Origin of the sequence: Nocardia sp. NPDC051832 (assembly GCF_040681285.1) — a bacterium.
Taxonomy (GTDB): Bacteria; Actinomycetota; Actinomycetes; order Mycobacteriales; family Mycobacteriaceae; genus Nocardia.
The window spans coordinates 229,358-247,603 of sequence record NZ_JBFAYL010000004.1 but is presented as its reverse complement, the minus strand read 5'-3'; the positions used below and the strand labels follow the sequence as shown (position 1 = coordinate 247,603).

Below are 18,246 nucleotides of genomic sequence, written 5' to 3'. Positions count from 1 at the left end.
CTCTCCGCTGATCGAGTTTGGTTGCGGCTGCTGCAGTACTCCTCGCGAGTGAGCCATGTCGGCAACCAACGAATCCGGGCGATCAAGCGGGCTGGATAGCGGGGGGCTGCCAGCTGCCGTCGAGGATCGGGTCTTTACCCCAGTAGGCCCGGATGTAGAGCGAGAACGCGCCGGAAGGGGCTGGAAGCCAATTGGATTCGCGATCCGGACCGGGATTCGGGCCACCCGCGTAAAGGGTGAGCGAACCATCCGGATTGCGTTTGAGGTCTTTGTTCTTCGTGCCGAGCGAATACCGTTTCAGGTCATTGGGGTTGAACAGGTGTTTGTCGTTGTAGAGCGTCAGCGACCAGAACCCGTTGACCGGGGGTTCCTGCCCGGCCGGGAAGGAGACGCTGTAGCCGCGGTTGCCGTCCAGTGGCGCGCCGGTGGCGTCGTTGTCGGTGTAGAAGTACTGGGTCTCGGTGGGCCGGTTGTCGTACATGTTCGACTTGGCGGTGCCGGTGCGGTTGAAGTAGTCCAGCCCGTACTGGGCGTTGTTGACCGACCGATTCCAGCCGTTCCCGGCGGGCAGACCGTTGTGCTTCCACGCGAAGAACTGTTTGATCACATCGTTTTCGGTGGCGACGGCGGTATCGGTCAGCACCTGTTTCAGGGTGGGATTGTTGTCGGCGGCGTCGAGCATGCTGCGGAACTGCCCGTACAGTCCTTCCTCGCCGGGCAGTGGCGGCACCTGGTCGAGGACGGAGGTGAATTCGTCGAAGAACTTCTCGGGCACAACCCATTTCGTCTCACCACCGTCGGAAGCGGCGCCGGGCAGGGTGGGCAGTTTCGACCAGTCGGTGGTCTTCTGTTTGCCGTCGAAGTCGGACAGCGGGTAGATCATCACCTTGCTCAGCGGGTCCTGGATCGCCGCGTGGTCTTCGGGAGTGGCGTCCATGAAAACGCGCGGGATGGCGTTGGCGATGCGAGTGGGACTGCGGAAGGTCTGTTCCACGCCCTTGGGTACGTCGCCTTTCCAGTTCGGGCCCGCGAGCAGATAGAAGCCGGGCTTGGTGCCGTAGGGCTTGCCGAGCTGCCCGAACTGATCGGTGCGCTGGTCGTAGAGCGCATACACCCAGAACCGGTCGCCGAAATCGGGGACCTGCGCGATCACCGGCTGCTCATCGAGGTCGAAGAACGCCAATCCGTACACCACATCCTGATTGGGGCAGGTGACGAAGGTTTCCGACGGGTCGACATAGTTCGACAGCATCGCGAGGTGGCCCTGCGGAGCGGCCGGGACGACACCGTTGACCAGGCCGGGCTGCGGCGCTTGGATGCTCTGGTCGTGGCGGTTGCGGGCATTGACCAGCGGCCAGCCCCACACATACGCGGTTTGAGCGATGGTGCGGGCGTAGGAGTCGAACATGTCGATGCCGGTGACCGGCTTGGTCAGCTCGGTCGAGGAGCCCTCAGCCGGGCCATCGGCCTTGACCGCGTTCTTTTCGGTCGGCGCGGGCACGGAGGTGGAACTCGGACCGCTCGCGGACCCCGAATCGCTCGAACAGGCCGCCAACGCGGCTCCGGCACCGAGTGCGACCGTTGCGACGCTCACCCCGCGCAGTGCGGATCGGCGGGACAAGCTGGGCGTCGGTGGTGGGCTGGTGGCATCCGATCGGGTGTCGGTGAGAGAGGTTTCCGTTCCGATAAGCCACCGTTTGCCCACAGTTATCTCCTGTTCGGTCGAACCAGTTGTGCGTACCGACAGAGCCTTTCAAAAGCAAAAGTTACACCAACAAATCAGATAGCTGACAATTTCCTGAAGCTCGTATCGGCATCCACACCGGCCAGTGCGGCACGTCACCCGTGCGGCGTCGAACGCCCTCGACTCGGTATTTTCGTGCGCTCGGCATAGGTCACCCAAGGGGCCGAGATCGCATCGCCGATCTGCAACTGTTCACTCGCCGGATTGAGGCAGTTGGTGGTCCGACGCGTCGCTTCAGCGTGGTAGGTCGGGGGAGTGGGTTTGTGCGCCGGATGCGCCAGGGTGGCTGATAGTCCGGTCGGCGTGGGGGTAAAGCTCAGGGATGAGGTGCTGGGTATGCGCGGGCGGGCATGCCAGGGCCGCCAGCGCGGAAGGCGGCGGGGGCGTGGCGGACGGTGGTCTGGACGTACTCGCGCAGGCCCTCTTCGGCGTATTCGCGGCCGAAGCCGCTGTGTTTGGTCCCGCCGAAGGGTGCGCGCAGGGTCATTCCGGTTCGGTTGTGAGTGTTGATGAAGGTGAAGCCGGCTTCCAATTGGGCCGCGAAGGTGAAGGCGCGGTCTTCGTCGGCGGACCAGACCGAGGCGCCGAGGCCGAGTTCGGAGTCGTTGGCGCGGGCCAGGGCTTCCTGTTCGGTTTCGTAGGTGAGGACGGGGACGGCTGGGCCGAACTGTTCCAGGCGGACCAGGTCGGCGTCGTCAGGGAGGTCGAGGGCGAGCGTGGGGGTGACGAAATAGCCGTCGCTGTCCGGTACTTCGGCGAGTGGGAGCATCCAGCCGCCGCGGTTCCAGGCGTCGGCGACCAGGGCGGTCATGCGGTCCACGGCGGTGGGGGTCACCAGCGGGCCCATGGTCACGTGCTCGTCGAGCGGGTCGCCGACCGTCAGAATTCGCTGGGCGGCGGCCAGGTAGGACTCGACGAACTCGTCGAACCTCGGGCGCGGCACGTATAGCCGTTTCGCCGCCATGCAGACCTGTCCGGCGGTGGCGAACGAGGCCAGCACCAAGCGCTCGTAATCGTCTGGCGTGAGCGTGAAGTCGTCGAGGAAGACCGCCGGGTCGTTGCCGCCGAGCTCGAGCACGACCGGGGTCAGCGCCTGCCCGGCCGCCGCCGCGATACTGCGCCCGGCCTGCTCACCGCCGGTGAACGCGACCTTCCCGACCAGCGGATGCGAGACCAGAGCCAGCACCGTTTCGGCCCCACCATGAATGACGCGCACACCCGGCAGCAGCGCGGCCACCTTGCCCACCGTCAGCGGCGCCAGCGGAGAAGGCTTGAGCACCACGGTGTTTCCCGCCGCCAGCGCCGGCCCCAGCTTGAGCATCGACAGAATGATCGGCGCGTTCCACGGTGTCACCGCCGCCACCACCCCATACGGTGCGGGCGTGCACGCGACCCGTCCCAGCTCGTCGTCCAACACCTGCGGGCCCAGCACAGCGCCCGCATTGTCGCGCACCCACCGCAGATACGTTGCGGCGAAACCGATCTCGCCGCGGCAGTCCGCCACCGGCTTGCCGCTCTCCCGCGCGAGCAGCGCCGCCAACTCCGAGCACCGCTCGTCCATCCGGTCGGCGGCCACCCCGAGCGCGGCCAACCGCACACTGAGTGGCCGCGCCGACCACTCCCGGAACTCCTGATGCGCCGCGTAGACAACGTCATCCACAGACTCCGCCGATGTCACGGGTACCGACCCCACGATCTCCCGCGGCCGCGCCGGATTCTCGCGCTGGATCCTCATGAGCAGCTCCTAGTTACAGCGAGTTCGATGCGAATTCCCCTCGCGCCCCTGACCTCGGAGCCGCCGCAGGATGGACCGCGAGAAAGCTGGGCGGCGTTGGCGTGCGGGCGGGGGCGTGGGGTTTCACGGCTGGTTCTCCAGGGAATCGAGGAGGCAGGCGCGGCGTAGGTAGGCGCGGGCGGCGGTAGGGCTGGCGGCCAGGGCGCGGAGGTGGTCGTGGTAGGCCGGGTCTTGGGTGCGGAGGCGTTGCCAGTTGTCGTGGCTGGTGCGTTGGACGTGGTCGATGGCGACGGTGCGGCGGCGGGTGGCGACGGTGTCGAGATCGGATTCGGGGGCGCCGGAGAGGACGTCGGCGAGGGCGGTGGCCAGGTGGACGGCGTCGTGGATGCCGCTGTTCATGCCCATGCCGCCGAGTGGGTTGTTGACGTGGGCGGCGTCGCCGGCGAGCAGGACTCGACCGTGGCGGAAGCTTTCGGTGACGCGCTGATGGACCTGGTACAGCGAGGCGTGTAGCAGCCGCCACGGTCGGCCGAGGTCGGCGACCGCGGTCAAACGGTCTGGGAGGCGGGACAATTCGTCGTCGTCGGGTGTGTCGGTGGGGGTCGGCAGGAGAACGCGCCAGTGCGCGGGAGTGCGCAGCAGGACCAGCCACTCGTCTGGATCGAAGACGTAGTTGATGGGGGCGATGCCGGGGAGCGCTGCCTCGAGATCCTCGGCTACCGAGGCGACCAGGAAGCGTTCCGGGTAGGTGCTGCCGTCGAATCCGGCACCGAGCGTGCGCCGGACGGCGGAATGCGCGCCGTCCGCGCCGATCACCCAGTCGGCGAGGACGGGTCCGCGCGAGGTGTGCACGATGACGCCCTCCTCGCTCGGATACAGGCCCTCGACCCGATAGCCGAAACGCACCGACGCGTGGGAGGGCAAGGCGGACAGCAGGATCGGGGTGAGGCGGCTCTGTTCGCACTGCACCCGGAACGGGTAGGCCGTGTCTTCGGCGAGCACGCTCAGGTCCAGAGTGGCGATCTCGCCGCCGCCGCGTTCGCGGTATTGGAAGGTCGAGGCGATGATTCCTCGAACCAGAAGTGGTTTCAGCACGCCGAGTTCGGCAAGCATCTCCAGCGTCGGTGGATGGAACGTCGAGGCGCGGGATTCGGTGGCCAGCTTGTCGCCCTGTTCGAGGACGGTGACGTGCACGCCGCGCCGTGCGAGGGTGAGCGCCGCGGTGAGACCGACCGGGCCCGCGCCCACCACGACCACGGCGCTCATGCGGTGTGCAGGGCGAAGCGGCCCTCGACGCCGACGACGCGGGTTCCGGTGAAGAACCGCAAGGTTTCCTCGGTGCCCTCCTCGCCGAGGCCGGACCAGCCCCAGGCGGGGCGGGGAGTCATCAGGTGCAGGCTCATGATGGAGGACCCGTTCACCTTCACCTCTCCGGCCCGAACCTGTTGGGCCACTGCCAGAGCCCGGTCTTCGTCGGCCCCGCAGATGTAGCCTTCGAGCCCGTACGGCACCGCGTTCGCCAGCCGGACCGCTTCCTCGATCGTTTCGTAGGTGACGGTTCCGGCGAGGGGGCCGAAGACCTCTTCGGGCAGGTCGGCATCGAGAAGTGTTGGTGCGAAATAGTTTCCGTCGTCCGGAATCGCGCCGAAGGACTGGAATCCACGGCCGGACACGGCTTCCCGCATCTGCCGGGTGTGCCGTGAGTGCACGAGCGGACCGAACTCGGTGTCGCGGTCCAGCGGTGGCCCGAAACGCAGGGCTTCGAGCCGTTTTCCGATGGCTTCGACGAGTTCCCCGGCCCGGTCCGCGGGCAGGATCAATCGGCCGAGCGCCCGGCACCATTGGCCGTTGAGGGTGGTGAGCAGGTCGGCCGCCATGCGGGCTGCGGTTTCCGGATCGGCGTCCGGGAGCACGATCAGGGGATTGTTGCCGCCGAGTTCGAGCTGACAGGGCCGGAACAGGGGAGCGGAGGCGGTCGCCACCGAACGGCCGCCCGCTACGCCCCCGGTGAAGGACACGGCTTTGATCCGCGGATCGGCCACCAACTGCGCCCCGGCCTCGACTCCGCCCTGCACCAGCTGGAACATCCCGGCGGGCACGTGCTCGGCGATCACCTCCGCGAGCGGAATCGCGCTATAGGGCGTCAGCTCACTGACTTTCAGGATCACCGGGCATCCCGCCGCGAGCGCATTGGCCACCTTGTGCGCCGCCATCGGTGCGGGTGCGTTCCACGGCACCAGGCAGAGCGCGGGCCCCAGCGGCAGCCGGTGCACCTGCACCCCGTCACGATCCGCGCGCAGCACACCCGAACGCAACTGTTCGGCCGCCAGCCGGAACGATCCGGCCACGATGACCCCGAGCAGCTCGGTCTGCCGGATCGGCACACCCGTTGCGCGCGCATCCAATTCGGCGATCCTCGCCAGTCGGGGCTCCAGCCGGTCAGCGATCATGTCGAGCAGCTCGGGTGTTATGACCCCGGATGCCCGGTCGGCCACCGCGAGTGCCCGATCGATACGGTCCCCAGAGGTCGCGACGGCCCGTGCCACCTCGGCACCGGTAGCCGGATCCTCCAGCGCCACACCGAGATCTATCGACGGCGTACCCCACTCCCCGTCGATGAGATCGACGATGGGCGGGAATTCCGCGCTGCTGTCATTCATTGGCAAGACTCCAGAAACTCATCGACCGTCAGGAAGTGAACGCGTCGTTCTGCGGGGATCGAGCCGACCGGTGCGGGCCGACCTGGTTGCCGTGCGTCATCGCGCCCCCTCCAGCGATGCTGCCGTCTGACCGTCGGCCCGGCTGCCATCCACCGGCGCGGTCGCGAACAACTCGTTGGCCTTGGCGTCGGTAATGATTCGCGCCACCTCGAGCATGCCGCGCTCGGCCGGAAAGGTCATGACCAGGCCCATCGCCAGATCCCGCAGTGCGCGCCCGGCGACGCCGCTCATCGAAGCCGCCGAGGTCCCACCGGCTTTGAGCCCGCCGAGCGCCACCTGGAAGCACGCCTCGGTGACCGCGCCCTTTCCGAGTCGCCACTGGGTGAACACTTCCTGCTTCGGTTTGATCGGCGGCTCCACGGTCTCGATGCTCAGCTGGTAGCGCAGCCACAGGTAGGCGGTTTCCAGCTGGCGGGTCATCTCGCCGAGGAGCACCTGGTGCACGGGGGAGGAGGCGATGGGTTCGCCGGTGTCGGCGAAGGTCTTGCGGGTGGTCGCGGCGAGGGTTTCGTCGTAGACGCGCTGTGCGCAGCCGGTGTAGACCGCCGCGATGGCGAGCTGGTTGCCGACGAAACTGCCTCTGCTCATGGTGAGCATCTTGGTGAACGCGCCCGGTACCGCCAAGGCTTCGTCCGCGGCGATGAACACCTCGTCGAGCCGGATGCCGTTGTTGGCGGTGGCCCGCATCCCGAGCCCGTCCCAGGGTGCGCGGGTGCTCACCCCCGGCGCGTCGCGCGGCACGAAGAACGTGGCGAGCCCTTCGGCGGTGTCGTAGCCTTCGATCTTGGCCGAGGTGAGGTAATAGTCGGCGACCCCGGTCGCGCAGCCGAAAGACTTCTCGCCCTGCAGGATCCAGCCGCCGTCGACCTTGCGGGCGGTGCTGGCGATGGTGATGTTCGCCTTGGCGGTTTTCACCGATTCCGACGCGAAGTTGGCCAGCCACACCCCGTCGGCCATGCGGGTCAGCACCTTCTCGGCGAAGGCCCGCACCACCGGAACCTCCTCCGCGGCGAACAATCCCGCCTCGAGCGCTTCCAGCGGCAGCAGCCCGCGCGAGGCGCTGGTGTTGTGGAAGAAGTAGGCGAGCGCCGTGGACGGGCAGGCCGTGCCCATGGCGAAGGTGGCTGCGGCCAGGTCGCGCAAGCCACCGCCGAGGCCGCCGAATTTCTCCGGCACCACCAAACCCAGCAGCCCGGCCTCGCGCAGCAGCGGCACGTGCGAGGCCGGGAAGGTGGCCGTGCGGTCGGCTTCCTCGGCGGCCGCGCGCAGGGCGGGCAGGACGGATTCGACCCGTTGGGCGCGGGCCTGTTCCGCGTCGGTCATGTCTTCGACGAGTCGTGCGCCGATCATCGGGCTATCCCCTCGTAGTAGGTGCGGTCGTGATAGATGAGCGGGGGCGCGGGCCGGGGTGCGGCCGCGTCCTGGACCAGGCCGAGCACGATGGTGTGATCGCCGGCCGGATGACAGGCCGCGACCACGCAATCCACCCAGGCGACCGCGTCGGCGAGCACCGGCGCGCCGGTGGTCGCGGTGTCCCACTGGGGGACGGCGAGCGGCCGACCCGCCCCGGACGTCACCGCGAATCGGTCGCCCGCGTCGCCGGGAGCGGCGAAGCGGCGGCCGATGTCCTCGTGATCGTGGCCGAGCATGTTGACAGCGAAAACCCCACTGCGCCGGACCGACCGGCAGGTCGTGCTGCCGGTCGCCAGGCACACCGAGACGAGCGGCGGGTCCAGGGCCACACTGGTGAACGAGCTCGCGGTCATGCCGTGCCGGCCGCCGCCTGGACGCAGCGTGGTCACGACAACGACGCCGCTGGCCCACTGGGCGAGCACGGTACGGAGATACGTCGGATCCACCGCCACCTCCGTTTCGGTAGTGGAAACGCTGTTACGCACAAGGTAACGCGCTACCGGCCCGGGCGCAACAGGTAACCGCGTTGTGGCACAGCCGTTTCGGCCGGTTTCGCCGGACCGTTTCCCATCGGGAAATGCCGTGCCCTAAGCTGTTGGCGTGTCGGACACCGAGGCCGAGAATCAGAGTCGCTCCATCGCCGCCGTCGAACGGGCCATGGACGTGTTGTTGCTGTTCGGCCGCACCGGCCGGCCCGATCTCGGAGTCACCGAGATCGCCAACGAACTGGGCCTGACCAAGGCCGCGGTGCATCGCATCCTCACCGCGCTGCGCAATCGCGAACTCATCACTCTGGAGCCGACCACCCGCCGCTACGCGCTCGGGCATGCCGCGATCGCGCTGGGCCGCGCCTATCTCGCGCGGACCGACCTGCGCGTGATGGCCGGGCCGGAGTTGCGCCGGCTGGCTTCGCTCACCGGGGAAACGGCCACCCTCTCGATCCGGCGCGGCGACACCCGCATGTACGTGGATCAGGTTGTGCCGGACCAGGAATTGCGGATGGAGGTGGCGCTCGGGGTGCCCTATCCGCTGCACGCGGGCAGCTCGTCCAAGGCGATCCTGGCGTTCCTGCGCAAGTCCGAGATCGACGAATACCTGGACCGGCACGAGCTGACGCCGTTCACCGACGCCACCATCACCACGCCGCGCAAACTGCGCGCCGAACTCGCCGAGATCCGCAAGCGCGGCTACGCGATTTCCATGGGGGAGCGGCAGATCGGCGCCGCGTCCATCGCGGCCCCGGTGCTCGACCACGACGGTGGTGTGGTGGCCGCGCTCAGCGTGTGCGGTCCGCTGTCGCGCTTCGAGCCGCGCATGAGCGAGTGTGTGCCGTTGCTGCAGAAGGCGGCCGGCGCGGTGTCGGCGCAGATGGGTTACTCGGCCTGACACGGTTCACAACTGTGCGCCGGGCTTGAACACGCCCAGCGCGGCGGTCGCGAGCACGCTGCCCCAGATCAGCCAGACATACGGCAGACAGCCGTCGATGCTGCGGCGCAGGGTGCGTTCCACGGTGTCGTCGGAGCCGGTGGTCATCAGGGTGGTGAAGGCGGGACCGAAGGGGCGCAACGTCATTCGGATGCCGAGACCGGATGCGATGGCGGTGGCGTAGAGCAGGGTCTTGAGGCCGAGCCACTTCGGGTTGGTGGTGACGCCGAACGGCTCCGCGGCGATCAGGGCGTAGCCGCCGGCGCTCGCCATGCCTGCGATGACCGCCCAGCGGATCGCGAGATCGGAGCGTTTGACCAGGGGGATGGCGCCGTGCGTACGGTGCTGAATCACGGTGAGCGTCAACCAGATCGCGGCGAGCAGCCACACCAGTGCGATCGACCACCAGGGGAACAGGACGACGCCGAGGAGTTCCGCGCCGTGCGGTTCCAATGCCATCAGGGTGAGCCCGCTGGGCAGGAACAACACCAGGCAGACCTTGGGTCCCAGATCCAATCCGCTCATGATGGCGAGAGCGGTGGCCCGGGCGGCGGGTGTCTGCTTCGGATCGATGACGAAGCGGCTGGAGTAGAACACGCCCAGGTCGCCGCCCAGCCAGAAGACGAACAACACCAGGTGTAGCAGGATCCACCAGCCGTGTGGGTGCGAGCCCATGGCATTCCCCTGTTCTCTTGTGCGAAACAGCGTTTCGCGGAGTACGCTTCGCGCTAGTTTCACATCGAAACGCTGTTTCCACAAACACAGCGTTTGCTAACGAACGGGGTCTCATGCGTGCCGTGTTCTTGGCCGCAGCCTGTCTGCTGTCCCTGGTTCTCGCGCCGTCCGCAGCAGCCCAGCAGCCGGTGCGGTCCGCCGAAGTCACGATCGAGGGCGACGCCGCCACGGTCTTCTATCCCGCCGGATCCGACCGGCGGCTACCGGTGGCGCTGTTGCTGCCCGGCGCCAACGTGCGCAAGCAGTACTACACCGGATTCGCTTCCGCGCTAGCGGATTACGGCTTCGTGGTGGTGGTGCCCGAGCACTATCCGTTGCCGTTCGTCGGCTATTCGCTACCCAGCGAGCATCTGCTGAATCGAGTCGTCGCCTGGGCGCGTACCCAAGCCTCGGACGCTGATTCGGCGATCGGCGCTGTACTCGACCCGAGCACTCTGCTGGTCGCCGGGCACTCCTACGGAGCCGCCACGGCCATTTACGCCGCAGCCGACCGCTGCCAGCCGCCGTTCTGCTTCGGCCTGACCTACCGGCACCCGCCGGAGCTGCGTGCCATTGTCGGCCACGGGGCGAACACCACCGTGGGAGCGTCGGTGGATGCTGTTGCGGTGCACGGTGTTCCGGTCATGTTCATCAACGGAACCCTCGACGGAATCAGCGAACCGGGGGAAGCCTACGAGAGTTTCACCCGGCTGACCGGCTCGCCCTCCACCGCGTTCGTGAACCTGCTGGGCGCCAACCACTTCGGCCTCACCGACGAGAACAACCCACCGGGCGCGGCGCCGGACCCGCGGATACCGACCACCACCTGGGGAGCCACCATCGCCAGCACCGCGCGTTGGACGGCGATGTGGTTCCTGGCGCAACTCGGTGACCCGGTGGCCCACGACTACGTGCACCGGGTAGGGCCGCAACAGGATTCCTCGGTCGCCATCGAACTGCGCTGACGCTGCGACGGCGCCCGAAAGGCGCGCAGCGGATCGGCAGTTCCGTTCTGGTAGCGTCCGCGCGTGAGCGAGATGCACACCGCGGCCGATGAATCGCGGTTCTGGGACATGATCGAAACGGCCTGGGAATCGGTCGGCGCCGAACCGAACGCGCTGCGGCGGGGTTTGCCCGCCCGGAAAGACGACGCTCCCGCGCTCGATGCGCATCTGAAGGCATTTCTCGATCAACTGCGGAGCCTCGGCGACGGGCAATCCGCGGACGAGCTGACCGCCTTGGATCGGGTGCTGGAGCGGAAGATGTACGACCTGGACCGGGCCGACCTCCACCGGGTGATCGGCGGCTCGGACGACGGGTTCCTGTACGGCCGCGGCTTCATCGTCGCGATGGGTAAGGACTACTACGACGCGATCTCGGCCACGCCGACGACGGCGGCCCCGGACGGTGAATGCCAAGCGATGGGCTACTTCTTCGCTCAGCTGCACAACGAGCGCTTCGGGAGCTTCCCCCGGACCGGTGGCGGGATCACCCGGGAGAGCGCGTCGAATCCCACGGGCTGGGCCTAGCGAAGCACCTTCAGGGCCGCGCCGAGGTCGATGACGTCGGCGTATTTGGCGTTCAGATCGAAGAGGTTCGCGTCGTGCAGGCGGGGGTCGCGGTCGCCGCACGCGTCGGCGACGACCAGGGGGCGAAAGCCGTGCTGGAGCGCGTCGGTGGCGGTGGCGCGGACGCAGCCGCTGGTGGTGAGGCCGGTGATGAGCAGGGTGTCGATGCCGGCGGCGGTGAGGTTGCCGGCCAGGGCGGTGCCGTGGAAGGCACTGGGGTACTGCTTGGTGATCACCGATTCGCCGGGGAGCGGGGCGGGGTCATCGAGGAACTCCGCGAGCGGGTTGCCTTCCTCGAAGACGTTGAGCGTGGGTATTTTTCGGCGGAACAGGCCGCCTTCGGCGGTGCCGGGGCGATAGCTGACGCGGGTGAACAGCACAGGGTATCCGGTGGCGCGCGCGTGGTGGACGATGGTGGCGGCGGCGCGCACGGCGTCTTCGACGGGGGCGCGCAGCGGGGAGTCGTCCGTCAGGTAGGCGGCGCAGATATCGATCACCAGGACCGCGGGCCGTTCGCCGGCTCCCAGCGGGGTGTTGTAGCCCGCGTCGGCGGCATCCTCGATGAGATCCTTCATTCGAATTCTCCTTAGAGGATGCCGGATTCGGCGAGTTCGGCGAGCTGGTCCGCGTCCATCCCGAGCAGACCGCAGTAGACGTCGGTGTTGTGCTGACCCAGGTCGGGGCCCGCATGCCGGATCGAGCCGGGGGTGGCGCTGAGTTTCGGAACCACGTTGTGCATGGGCAGTTCACCGAATTCGGGGTGGGCGATCCGCACGATCGCCTCGCGCGCCGCGAAATGCGGGTCGTCGAACATGTCTCGCGCGGTGTAGATGCGCCCGGCCGGGACGCCGGCGGCGTGCAGGCGCTCCAGCAGGTCGTCGGCCTTCGCGCCGGCGGTCCAGCCGGCGATCAGATCGTCGAGCTCGGCCATCCGGGCGCCGCGCGCGAGGTGCGTGGAATACCGTGCATCGGTGGCCAACTCGGGTCGGCCCATCAGGGTTGCGAGGCGGCCGAAGACGGTGTCCTGATTGGCGGCGATCAGGATCAATTCGCCGCCCGCGGTCGGATAGACGTTGCTGGGTGCGACATTCGGCAGCACCGAACCGGTGCGGTCCCGCTGGTATCCGGTGACCGCGTACTCCGGCAGCAGCGATTCCATCATCGCCAGCACCGCCTCGTAGATGGCGGAGTCGACCAGCTGCCCCTGCCCGGTCCGGGTCCGGTGGTGCACCGCGGCGAGGGTGCCGATGGTGGCGAAGACCGCCGCCAGCGAATCGCCGATCGAGATGCCGGTGCGGGCCGGTGGACTATCGGGATCGCCTGTGGTGTACCGGATTCCGCCCATCGCCTCGCCGATGGAACCGTAACCCGCGCGCGGCGCATACGGCCCGGTCTGGCCATAACCGGTGACCCTGGTCATGATCAGCCCGGGATTGATGTCGCGCAACTGGTCGTAGCCCAGGCCCCAGCGCTCCATCGTGCCCGGCCGGAAATTCTCGATCACGATGTCGGCGCGCGCGATGAGGTCACGGGCCAGTCGCTGCCCTTCGGGATCGCGCAGATTGCAGGTCACCGACTTCTTGTTGCGCGCAACCACCGGCCACCACAGCGACTTGCCCTGCGACTGCTCCCGGCCCCACTGCCGCATCGGATCCCCGCTGCCCGGGCTTTCCAGCTTGATCACCTCGGCCCCGAAATCGCCGAGCAGCTGCCCGCAGAACGGCCCGGCCAGCAACTGGCCCATCTCGATCACCCGGAGATCGGCCAGCGGGCCGGTCGAAGCGGTTGTGTCAGTGGGCATATGGATTCTCCATCCTGCGCAGCGCGGCAAACTGGATACACTGTATCCCTGAGTGAAACAGACCGGCAAGACGGAGGCGCTGTGGACGTAACGCTGATGGAGGTCGCCCCGCGGGACGGCTTGCAGAACGAACCGGAGTTGATCGCGACGGCCGACAAGATCCGGTTGATCGAGCGGTCGATCGAAGCCGGGGTCAGGCGGATCGAAGCGGTGAGTTTCGTGAACCCGCAACGGGTTCCGCAGATGGCTGATGCGGAGGCCGTGCTCGCGGGGGTGCCCCGCGTGTCCGGTGTCACCTATGCGGGGCTGGTGTTCAACGACCGGGGACTTGACCGTGCCCTGGCCGCCGGTGTCGACGAGATCAATGTGGTCGTGGTGGCGACGGATACGTTCAGTCGCCGGAATCAGGGCTGTACGACCGCCGAGGGTGTCGAACGCTGGCGTGTGCTCGCGGAGCGCGCCGCCGCGGCCGGGCTACCTCGCACCGTCACCATCGCTGCCGCGTTCGGCTGTCCTTTCGAAGGCGAGGTGGCTCCCGAAATCGTTCTGGACCTGGTTCGCCGAGTGGCAGACGCCGGACCGGACGAGATCGCCCTCGCCGACACCATCGGCGTCGGCACGCCCGACCGGGTCCGCGCTCTCGTCGCCGGGGTTCGCGAGCTGGCGCCGGCGGCGACACGGCGCTGCCACTTCCACAACACCCGGAATACGGGGTATGCCAACGCCATTGCCGCGATCGAGGCGGGCGCGCAGGTCCTCGACGCCAGCACCGGCGGCGTCGGCGGCTGTCCTTTCGCGCCCGCGGCCACCGGCAATATCGCCACCGAGGATCTGCTCTACATGCTGGATCGGATGGGCGTGCATACCGGTGTTTCGGCGGAGCGGGTGTGCGAGACCGGGCAATGGCTAGGCGAGCTGCTGGGCAAGCCGGTTCCTGCTCTGCTCGGTCGTGCCGGTCCATTCCCGGCGTGATCAGGCCTGAGTAGGTGAGCCGCGCGCTGCGCTCTCGACGGCCGTGGTCAGCGGCCTGATGCAGGAGAGGGGAGTGGCTGGTTCCGGCGGTGCGGCGCGAAGCGATGTAGGCGCGCCGCTCGGGTAACAGTCGAGGGTATGAGTGCCTGTGTTCAGTGTGGGGGTGTACGCAACAGGGTTAGCAGCGCGTCCAGATCATCGAGATCGGCCAACCTGTAAACGGTCTCGCTGACGTCGTCGGCGGTCGTCAGGATGTCGGCGGTGTTGAGCCGGAATTTGGTGGCGAGTTCCTCGGGGGAGAGTGGATTGCCGGGGCCGCCCCGGTTGACGTCCACCCGTTCGATGAGGCTGCGGCCGTCGCGGAGTTCCGCGGTGAGGATGGCGGGGAACTGGCGCGGAAATATCTTGTCGCAGTGTGCATCCGGGACGCAGTCCACGGTGGCTGCCAGGGCAAGCCGGCGTGGGTCGCGGGCGGCGGCGTCGGTGAAGTCCTCGTGGAACACGCCCAGTCCGCCGCCACCGAGCAAGGCGGCGGCGACGGTGTAGGGCCCGGAAAAGGCCGCGTGGTAACCGGATTCGGGTCGGCGCTTGGCGGCGAGCGGCTCGCCGATCGTGCGCAGCACCGGTGTCGGTGCGCCGAGTTCCAGCCGGATCACGTCGTCGGCGGTGACGCCACGAGCGCGCAGGCGCAACGCGGCGTCGATGCCCGCATGAGTGAAGTGGTTGCAGGGGTAGGGCTTGAAGAAGATGCCTGGTAGCTCCCAGGCCTCGCCCAGTCCGGCGGTGATAGCGGAGAGCTCGGCCCGTTCCCCGCAAAAGGCTTGCAGCAGACCGAATCTGCCTTCGATGACCGTCGGCGGGCCGGTCATGCCATGCCGTGCCAAGCTCGCCGCGGTCACGGCGGCGTGCGCGGCCCAGCCGCAGTGCACCCGCTTCACTGTGCCGCCAGTGCGGTTGGCTTCCAACAGGCCGGATCCCATACTGGCGGCGATGCCCAGGGCATGGGCGATGCCGTCAGCGTCCAGTCGATAGAGCATGGCGGCAGCGGCAGCCGCCCCGAGCGTGCCGCAGATAGCAGTGGCGTGCAGGCCCCGCTCGAAAAACATCGAGTTGCCGAGGGTTTCGTCGTAACCCGCCATGCCGAGGCGAACAGTGATCTCCACACCCACCGCCACCGCATCCAACAGCGCCGCACCCGATGCGCCCACCGCCTCCGCGACAGCCAAGGCGGTCGGCACCACCGAGGCCGAGGGGTGCAACACCGACGGCAAGTGCGTGTCGTCGAAATCCAGTGCGTGGGCCAGAGTCCCGCCGAGGAGCGCGGCACTGCCCTCGGGATATCGACCGGCCAACCCGAGCGCAGTGGCCCGCGGTGTGCCGCCCCATTCAGCGATCATGGCCCGCACCGTCGCAGCCGCCGGAGTGCGCTGTGCCGCAATGCTGTTGCCCAGCACGTCAAGCACCCGGCGAGCCGCATCGCCACGCAACTCTTTACCCACCCCACGATCCCGCGCCACAGCGGCAAACCCACCCAGCCGCTGCACAATCGTCGCCGCACTCACCCGCTCACCGTCCCACTAGCCGTGTCATGTCTCGGCTCCGCCGTCACCCCAGCACTTACCGACTCCAGAGGAGACCGACCGACAGCGCCGCCGCAGAATCTGCATCCCAGGCTCTCGCGCCGAAAGGTCTGGGACACCGATACTTTCGTGCTGCCGGTGCGATGTACACCAACCCGATCGCGGCCGGGGACGCGCTGCGCTGGCGGCACGCCACCCTCGATCAGGCGCGCCAGCGCGCCCGCGAACTCGGCCAGCCCGGCGCGACGTTCCCGTCGACACCGTCCAGTTAGCCATCCGGCGCACCGCCGCAAAGCGGTCGGACGGGCGACCCGGGTGGGTCCGACCATTGGCGAGCTTCTGACCGGAGCTCTGTGCACGGCTGCACCACAGCGAGCGGCGGACCGGCTGCACCACCGCAGGACGCGCGCCCACTGTCTGGCGCTGAGGGGCGATGGTGTGTGGCCGCTCATCGGCTCACCGCCGCGAGCGGTCGGACCGGCGACCCGGTTCCGCCGACGATGCGCAGCGGCGCGAGCATGAACACGAATTCCGAAAGACTCTGTGCCGCGATTTCTTCCAGGGCGAGGTGTTCGAGTATGTAGATTCCGGAGTCCACCAGCAGTGTGCGGTGCACGGGCAGCACGCTGTGACCGGCGCCGGGGGCGATGCGTTCGTAGGCGGTGGTGTCCGCGCCGGTGGCGGCGATGCCACGTGCCGCGAGCCAGCGCGCGGCCGGAACGCCGACGCCCGGTACGCCGGAGGGCCCGCCCAGATAGGCGTCGGGCTCGGTGAACAGCTGCGCCCAGCCGGTGCGGATCAGTACCACGTCCCCGGCTTCGGGTTCCGCCCCGGCCAGCTTTGTCGCTCGTTCGAGGTCGGCGACGGTGACTTCGTAGCCTCCCGGCAGGATGTCGGTGTCGTGCAGGGCGGCGATGTCGAGGAGGATTCCGCGCCGCAGGAAGCCGGGCAGGTGTTCGGCGCCGTGTTCGGTGAACTTTCCGCCGCGCTGGGCTTCGCCGGCATCGACGCCTCCGTGCAGCAGCCCGTCTTGGCTGACGTGGCTCAACGCATCGATGTGGGTGCCGACATGTCCGCCGGTGACAATGACTTCATTGGACGCCGAACCGCCGTCTGGGCGCACCATGTCGCCGTGCCTGCGGGCCAGCGTCATTCGGAAGCCCGGGTGGTTGGGCGAACACGGCATGCCGGTGAAGTACGGGTGGCCGAGTTCGATCAGGCGGATACCGCCGCGCACGAGGTGAACCAGCGGATCAGTGATAGTGGTACGCCCGCCGTGCGGTCGCGGTCCACCGCCAAAGGCTGGTCGTGCGAATTCCCGGTCGCTCATCGCACAACCCCGGCGGCGCGCAGTTCGGCCAGGCGGTCGGCATCCACGCCGTAGCTTTCGAGGACTTCGGCGGTGTGAGCGCCCAGGGGCGGGCCGGTCCAGCGGATGCGGCCGGGGGTTTCCGATAGGCGAAACAGGATGTTCTGCATTTTTACCGATCCGAGTTCGTCGTCGGGTAGTTCGGCGATGGTGCCCAGGGCCTGGAACTGGGGGTCCGTCATGATGTCGGCGGCGGTGTAGATGGGGGCGACGGCTGCTTCGGCTTTTTCGAAGGCCTGGACCACCTCCTCGGTCGAGCGTCCGGCGATCCAGGTGCCGACGGCGCTATCGAGTTCCGCTGCGTGCTGGGCTCTTTCGGTCCCGGAGGCGAACCAGGGCTCTTCGATCAGTTCGGCGCGGCCGACCAGGCGCATGACCCGCTCGGCCACGGATTGGGCGCTGGTCGATACCGCGACCCAGCCGCCGTCGGCGGTGCGATAGGTGTTGCGGGGTGCGTTGTTCGAGGAACGGTTGCCCATGCGTGGCTGTAGTTCGCCGAGTTGGTCGTAGGTGATCAGTTGGGGGCCCAGCAGCGTGAGGATGGGTTCGATGATGGCGAGGTCGACCTGTTGGCCGTGCCCGTCGCGATCCCGGGCGCGCAGCGCCGTCATTACCGCGAAAGCTGTTGTCAGCGCGGCGATTCCGTCGGCGAGGCCGAACGGCGGCAGGGTGGGCGGCCCGTCGGGTTCGCCGGTGAGGGCGGCGAACCCGCTCATGGCCTCGGCGAGGGTGCCGAATCCGGGGCGGCGGGCGTACGGTCCGATCTGGCCGAAGCCGGTGACCCGGGCCAGGACGAGCCGGGGATTGATCTCGCGGAGTTCGGCATAGCCGAGCCCCCAGCGTTCCAGCGTGCCGGGCCGGAAGTTCTCCACGACCACATCCGCGTCGGCGACCATGCGCCGGAAGATCTCCTGGCCCTCGGCCGAGCCGAGATACAGGGTGACCGATTTCTTGCCGCGCCCCAGCATCTTCCACCACAATCCGACGCCGTCGCGCTGTGCGCCGTGGCTGCGCACCGGATCGCCGGCCGGGTGCTCGAGCTTGATCACCTCGGCCCCGAAGTCCGCCAGCAGCGTCGCCGCCAGCGGCCCCGCGAACAGCGTCGCCACATCGAGCACTCGGATTCCCGACAGCGGATCAGTCACCGCGCCAACTCCTCACCGCCGCAACTGTTTCCCACAACGAAACCCGAGAGTGGTTCTGCG

16 protein-coding genes and 1 pseudogene are annotated in these 18,246 nt (G+C 68.1%); 5 read left to right on the top strand and 12 right to left on the bottom strand.

Translation table 11 applies throughout. The features are described from left to right. Nucleotides 1-82: 82 nt before the first annotated feature. The 6 genes from AB0M14_RS26740 to AB0M14_RS26715 form a co-directional block, all read right to left on the bottom strand. Nucleotides 83-1,594, bottom strand: coding sequence for a DUF1254 domain-containing protein (locus tag AB0M14_RS26740; RefSeq protein ID WP_364999495.1), 1,512 nt, complete (start codon nucleotides 1,592-1,594; stop codon nucleotides 83-85). A gap of 466 nt (nucleotides 1,595-2,060) precedes the next feature. Then, entirely contained in the window at nucleotides 2,061-3,479 is a 1,419-nt protein-coding gene (locus AB0M14_RS26735) for an aldehyde dehydrogenase family protein (RefSeq protein ID WP_364999493.1), read from the bottom strand. 123 nt (nucleotides 3,480-3,602) lie between these two features. Then, entirely contained in the window at nucleotides 3,603-4,745 is a 1,143-nt protein-coding gene (locus AB0M14_RS26730; protein ID WP_364999491.1) for an NAD(P)/FAD-dependent oxidoreductase, read from the bottom strand. Further along, on the bottom strand, nucleotides 4,742-6,139 hold the full coding sequence (locus AB0M14_RS26725) for an aldehyde dehydrogenase family protein (protein WP_364999490.1): 1,398 nt from the start codon (nucleotides 6,137-6,139) through the stop codon (nucleotides 4,742-4,744). Before AB0M14_RS26725 ends, AB0M14_RS26730 begins: the two co-directional genes overlap by 4 nt. Nucleotides 6,140-6,235: 96 nt before the next feature. Then, nucleotides 6,236-7,549 carry an acyl-CoA dehydrogenase family protein gene (locus AB0M14_RS26720; RefSeq protein WP_364999489.1) on the bottom strand — a complete coding sequence of 438 codons (1,314 nt, stop codon included), beginning with the start codon at nucleotides 7,547-7,549 and terminating at the stop codon, nucleotides 6,236-6,238. Further along, nucleotides 7,546-8,058: a flavin reductase family protein gene (locus AB0M14_RS26715; RefSeq protein WP_364999487.1), complete on the bottom strand. Its 513-nt coding sequence runs from the start codon at nucleotides 8,056-8,058 to the stop codon at nucleotides 7,546-7,548. The genes AB0M14_RS26720 and AB0M14_RS26715 overlap by 4 nt, the downstream gene beginning before the upstream one ends. A gap of 154 nt (nucleotides 8,059-8,212) precedes the next feature. On the opposite strand from AB0M14_RS26715, the gene AB0M14_RS26710 reads away from it, so the two are divergent. Further along, nucleotides 8,213-8,998: an IclR family transcriptional regulator gene (locus AB0M14_RS26710; RefSeq protein ID WP_364999485.1), complete on the top strand. Its 786-nt coding sequence runs from the start codon at nucleotides 8,213-8,215 to the stop codon at nucleotides 8,996-8,998. A gap of 6 nt (nucleotides 8,999-9,004) precedes the next feature. Here the strand turns inward: AB0M14_RS26710 and AB0M14_RS26705 are convergent, their stop codons facing one another. After that, entirely contained in the window at nucleotides 9,005-9,712 is a 708-nt protein-coding gene (locus AB0M14_RS26705; protein WP_364999483.1) for a hypothetical protein, read from the bottom strand. 113 nt (nucleotides 9,713-9,825) lie between these two features. On the opposite strand from AB0M14_RS26705, the gene AB0M14_RS26700 reads away from it, so the two are divergent. Together AB0M14_RS26700 and AB0M14_RS26695 are read left to right on the top strand one after the other, a co-directional pair. Next, nucleotides 9,826-10,716: a hypothetical protein gene (locus AB0M14_RS26700; RefSeq protein ID WP_364999481.1), complete on the top strand. Its 891-nt coding sequence runs from the start codon at nucleotides 9,826-9,828 to the stop codon at nucleotides 10,714-10,716. A gap of 72 nt (nucleotides 10,717-10,788) precedes the next feature. Beyond that, complete coding sequence (locus tag AB0M14_RS26695) at nucleotides 10,789-11,280, top strand: DUF4240 domain-containing protein (protein ID WP_365000489.1); 492 nt, start codon at nucleotides 10,789-10,791, stop codon at nucleotides 11,278-11,280. On the opposite strand, the gene AB0M14_RS26690 is transcribed toward AB0M14_RS26695, so the two are convergent. Then, nucleotides 11,277-11,894 carry an isochorismatase family protein gene (locus AB0M14_RS26690; RefSeq protein ID WP_364999479.1) on the bottom strand — a complete coding sequence of 206 codons (618 nt, stop codon included), beginning with the start codon at nucleotides 11,892-11,894 and terminating at the stop codon, nucleotides 11,277-11,279. The two genes, AB0M14_RS26695 and AB0M14_RS26690, sit on opposite strands and share 4 nt — an antisense overlap. Before the next feature lie 11 nt (nucleotides 11,895-11,905). Beyond that, a complete protein-coding gene (locus AB0M14_RS26685; RefSeq protein WP_364999477.1) occupies nucleotides 11,906-13,120 on the bottom strand; it encodes a CoA transferase in 1,215 nt (404 codons plus the stop codon). A gap of 96 nt (nucleotides 13,121-13,216) precedes the next feature. On the opposite strand from AB0M14_RS26685, the gene AB0M14_RS26680 reads away from it, so the two are divergent. Beyond that, nucleotides 13,217-14,092: a hydroxymethylglutaryl-CoA lyase gene (locus AB0M14_RS26680; RefSeq protein ID WP_365000488.1), complete on the top strand. Its 876-nt coding sequence runs from the start codon at nucleotides 13,217-13,219 to the stop codon at nucleotides 14,090-14,092. A gap of 152 nt (nucleotides 14,093-14,244) precedes the next feature. Here the strand turns inward: AB0M14_RS26680 and AB0M14_RS26675 are convergent, their stop codons facing one another. Next, nucleotides 14,245-15,654 carry an MmgE/PrpD family protein gene (locus AB0M14_RS26675; protein ID WP_364999475.1) on the bottom strand — a complete coding sequence of 470 codons (1,410 nt, stop codon included), beginning with the start codon at nucleotides 15,652-15,654 and terminating at the stop codon, nucleotides 14,245-14,247. 129 nt (nucleotides 15,655-15,783) lie between these two features. Here AB0M14_RS26675 and AB0M14_RS26670 point away from each other — a divergent pair. Beyond that, nucleotides 15,784-15,926: pseudogene (locus tag AB0M14_RS26670) on the top strand (hypothetical protein); the annotation flags it as partial. A 194-nt stretch (nucleotides 15,927-16,120) separates the two neighbouring features. On the opposite strand, the gene AB0M14_RS26665 reads toward AB0M14_RS26670, so the two are convergent. Both AB0M14_RS26665 and AB0M14_RS26660 read right to left on the bottom strand, forming a co-directional pair. After that, a complete protein-coding gene (locus AB0M14_RS26665) occupies nucleotides 16,121-16,909 on the bottom strand; it encodes a cyclase family protein (RefSeq protein WP_364999473.1) in 789 nt (262 codons plus the stop codon). Between the two features lie 89 nt (nucleotides 16,910-16,998). Next, nucleotides 16,999-18,186: a CoA transferase gene (locus AB0M14_RS26660; protein ID WP_364999471.1), complete on the bottom strand. Its 1,188-nt coding sequence runs from the start codon at nucleotides 18,184-18,186 to the stop codon at nucleotides 16,999-17,001. Nucleotides 18,187-18,246 lie beyond the last annotated feature (60 nt).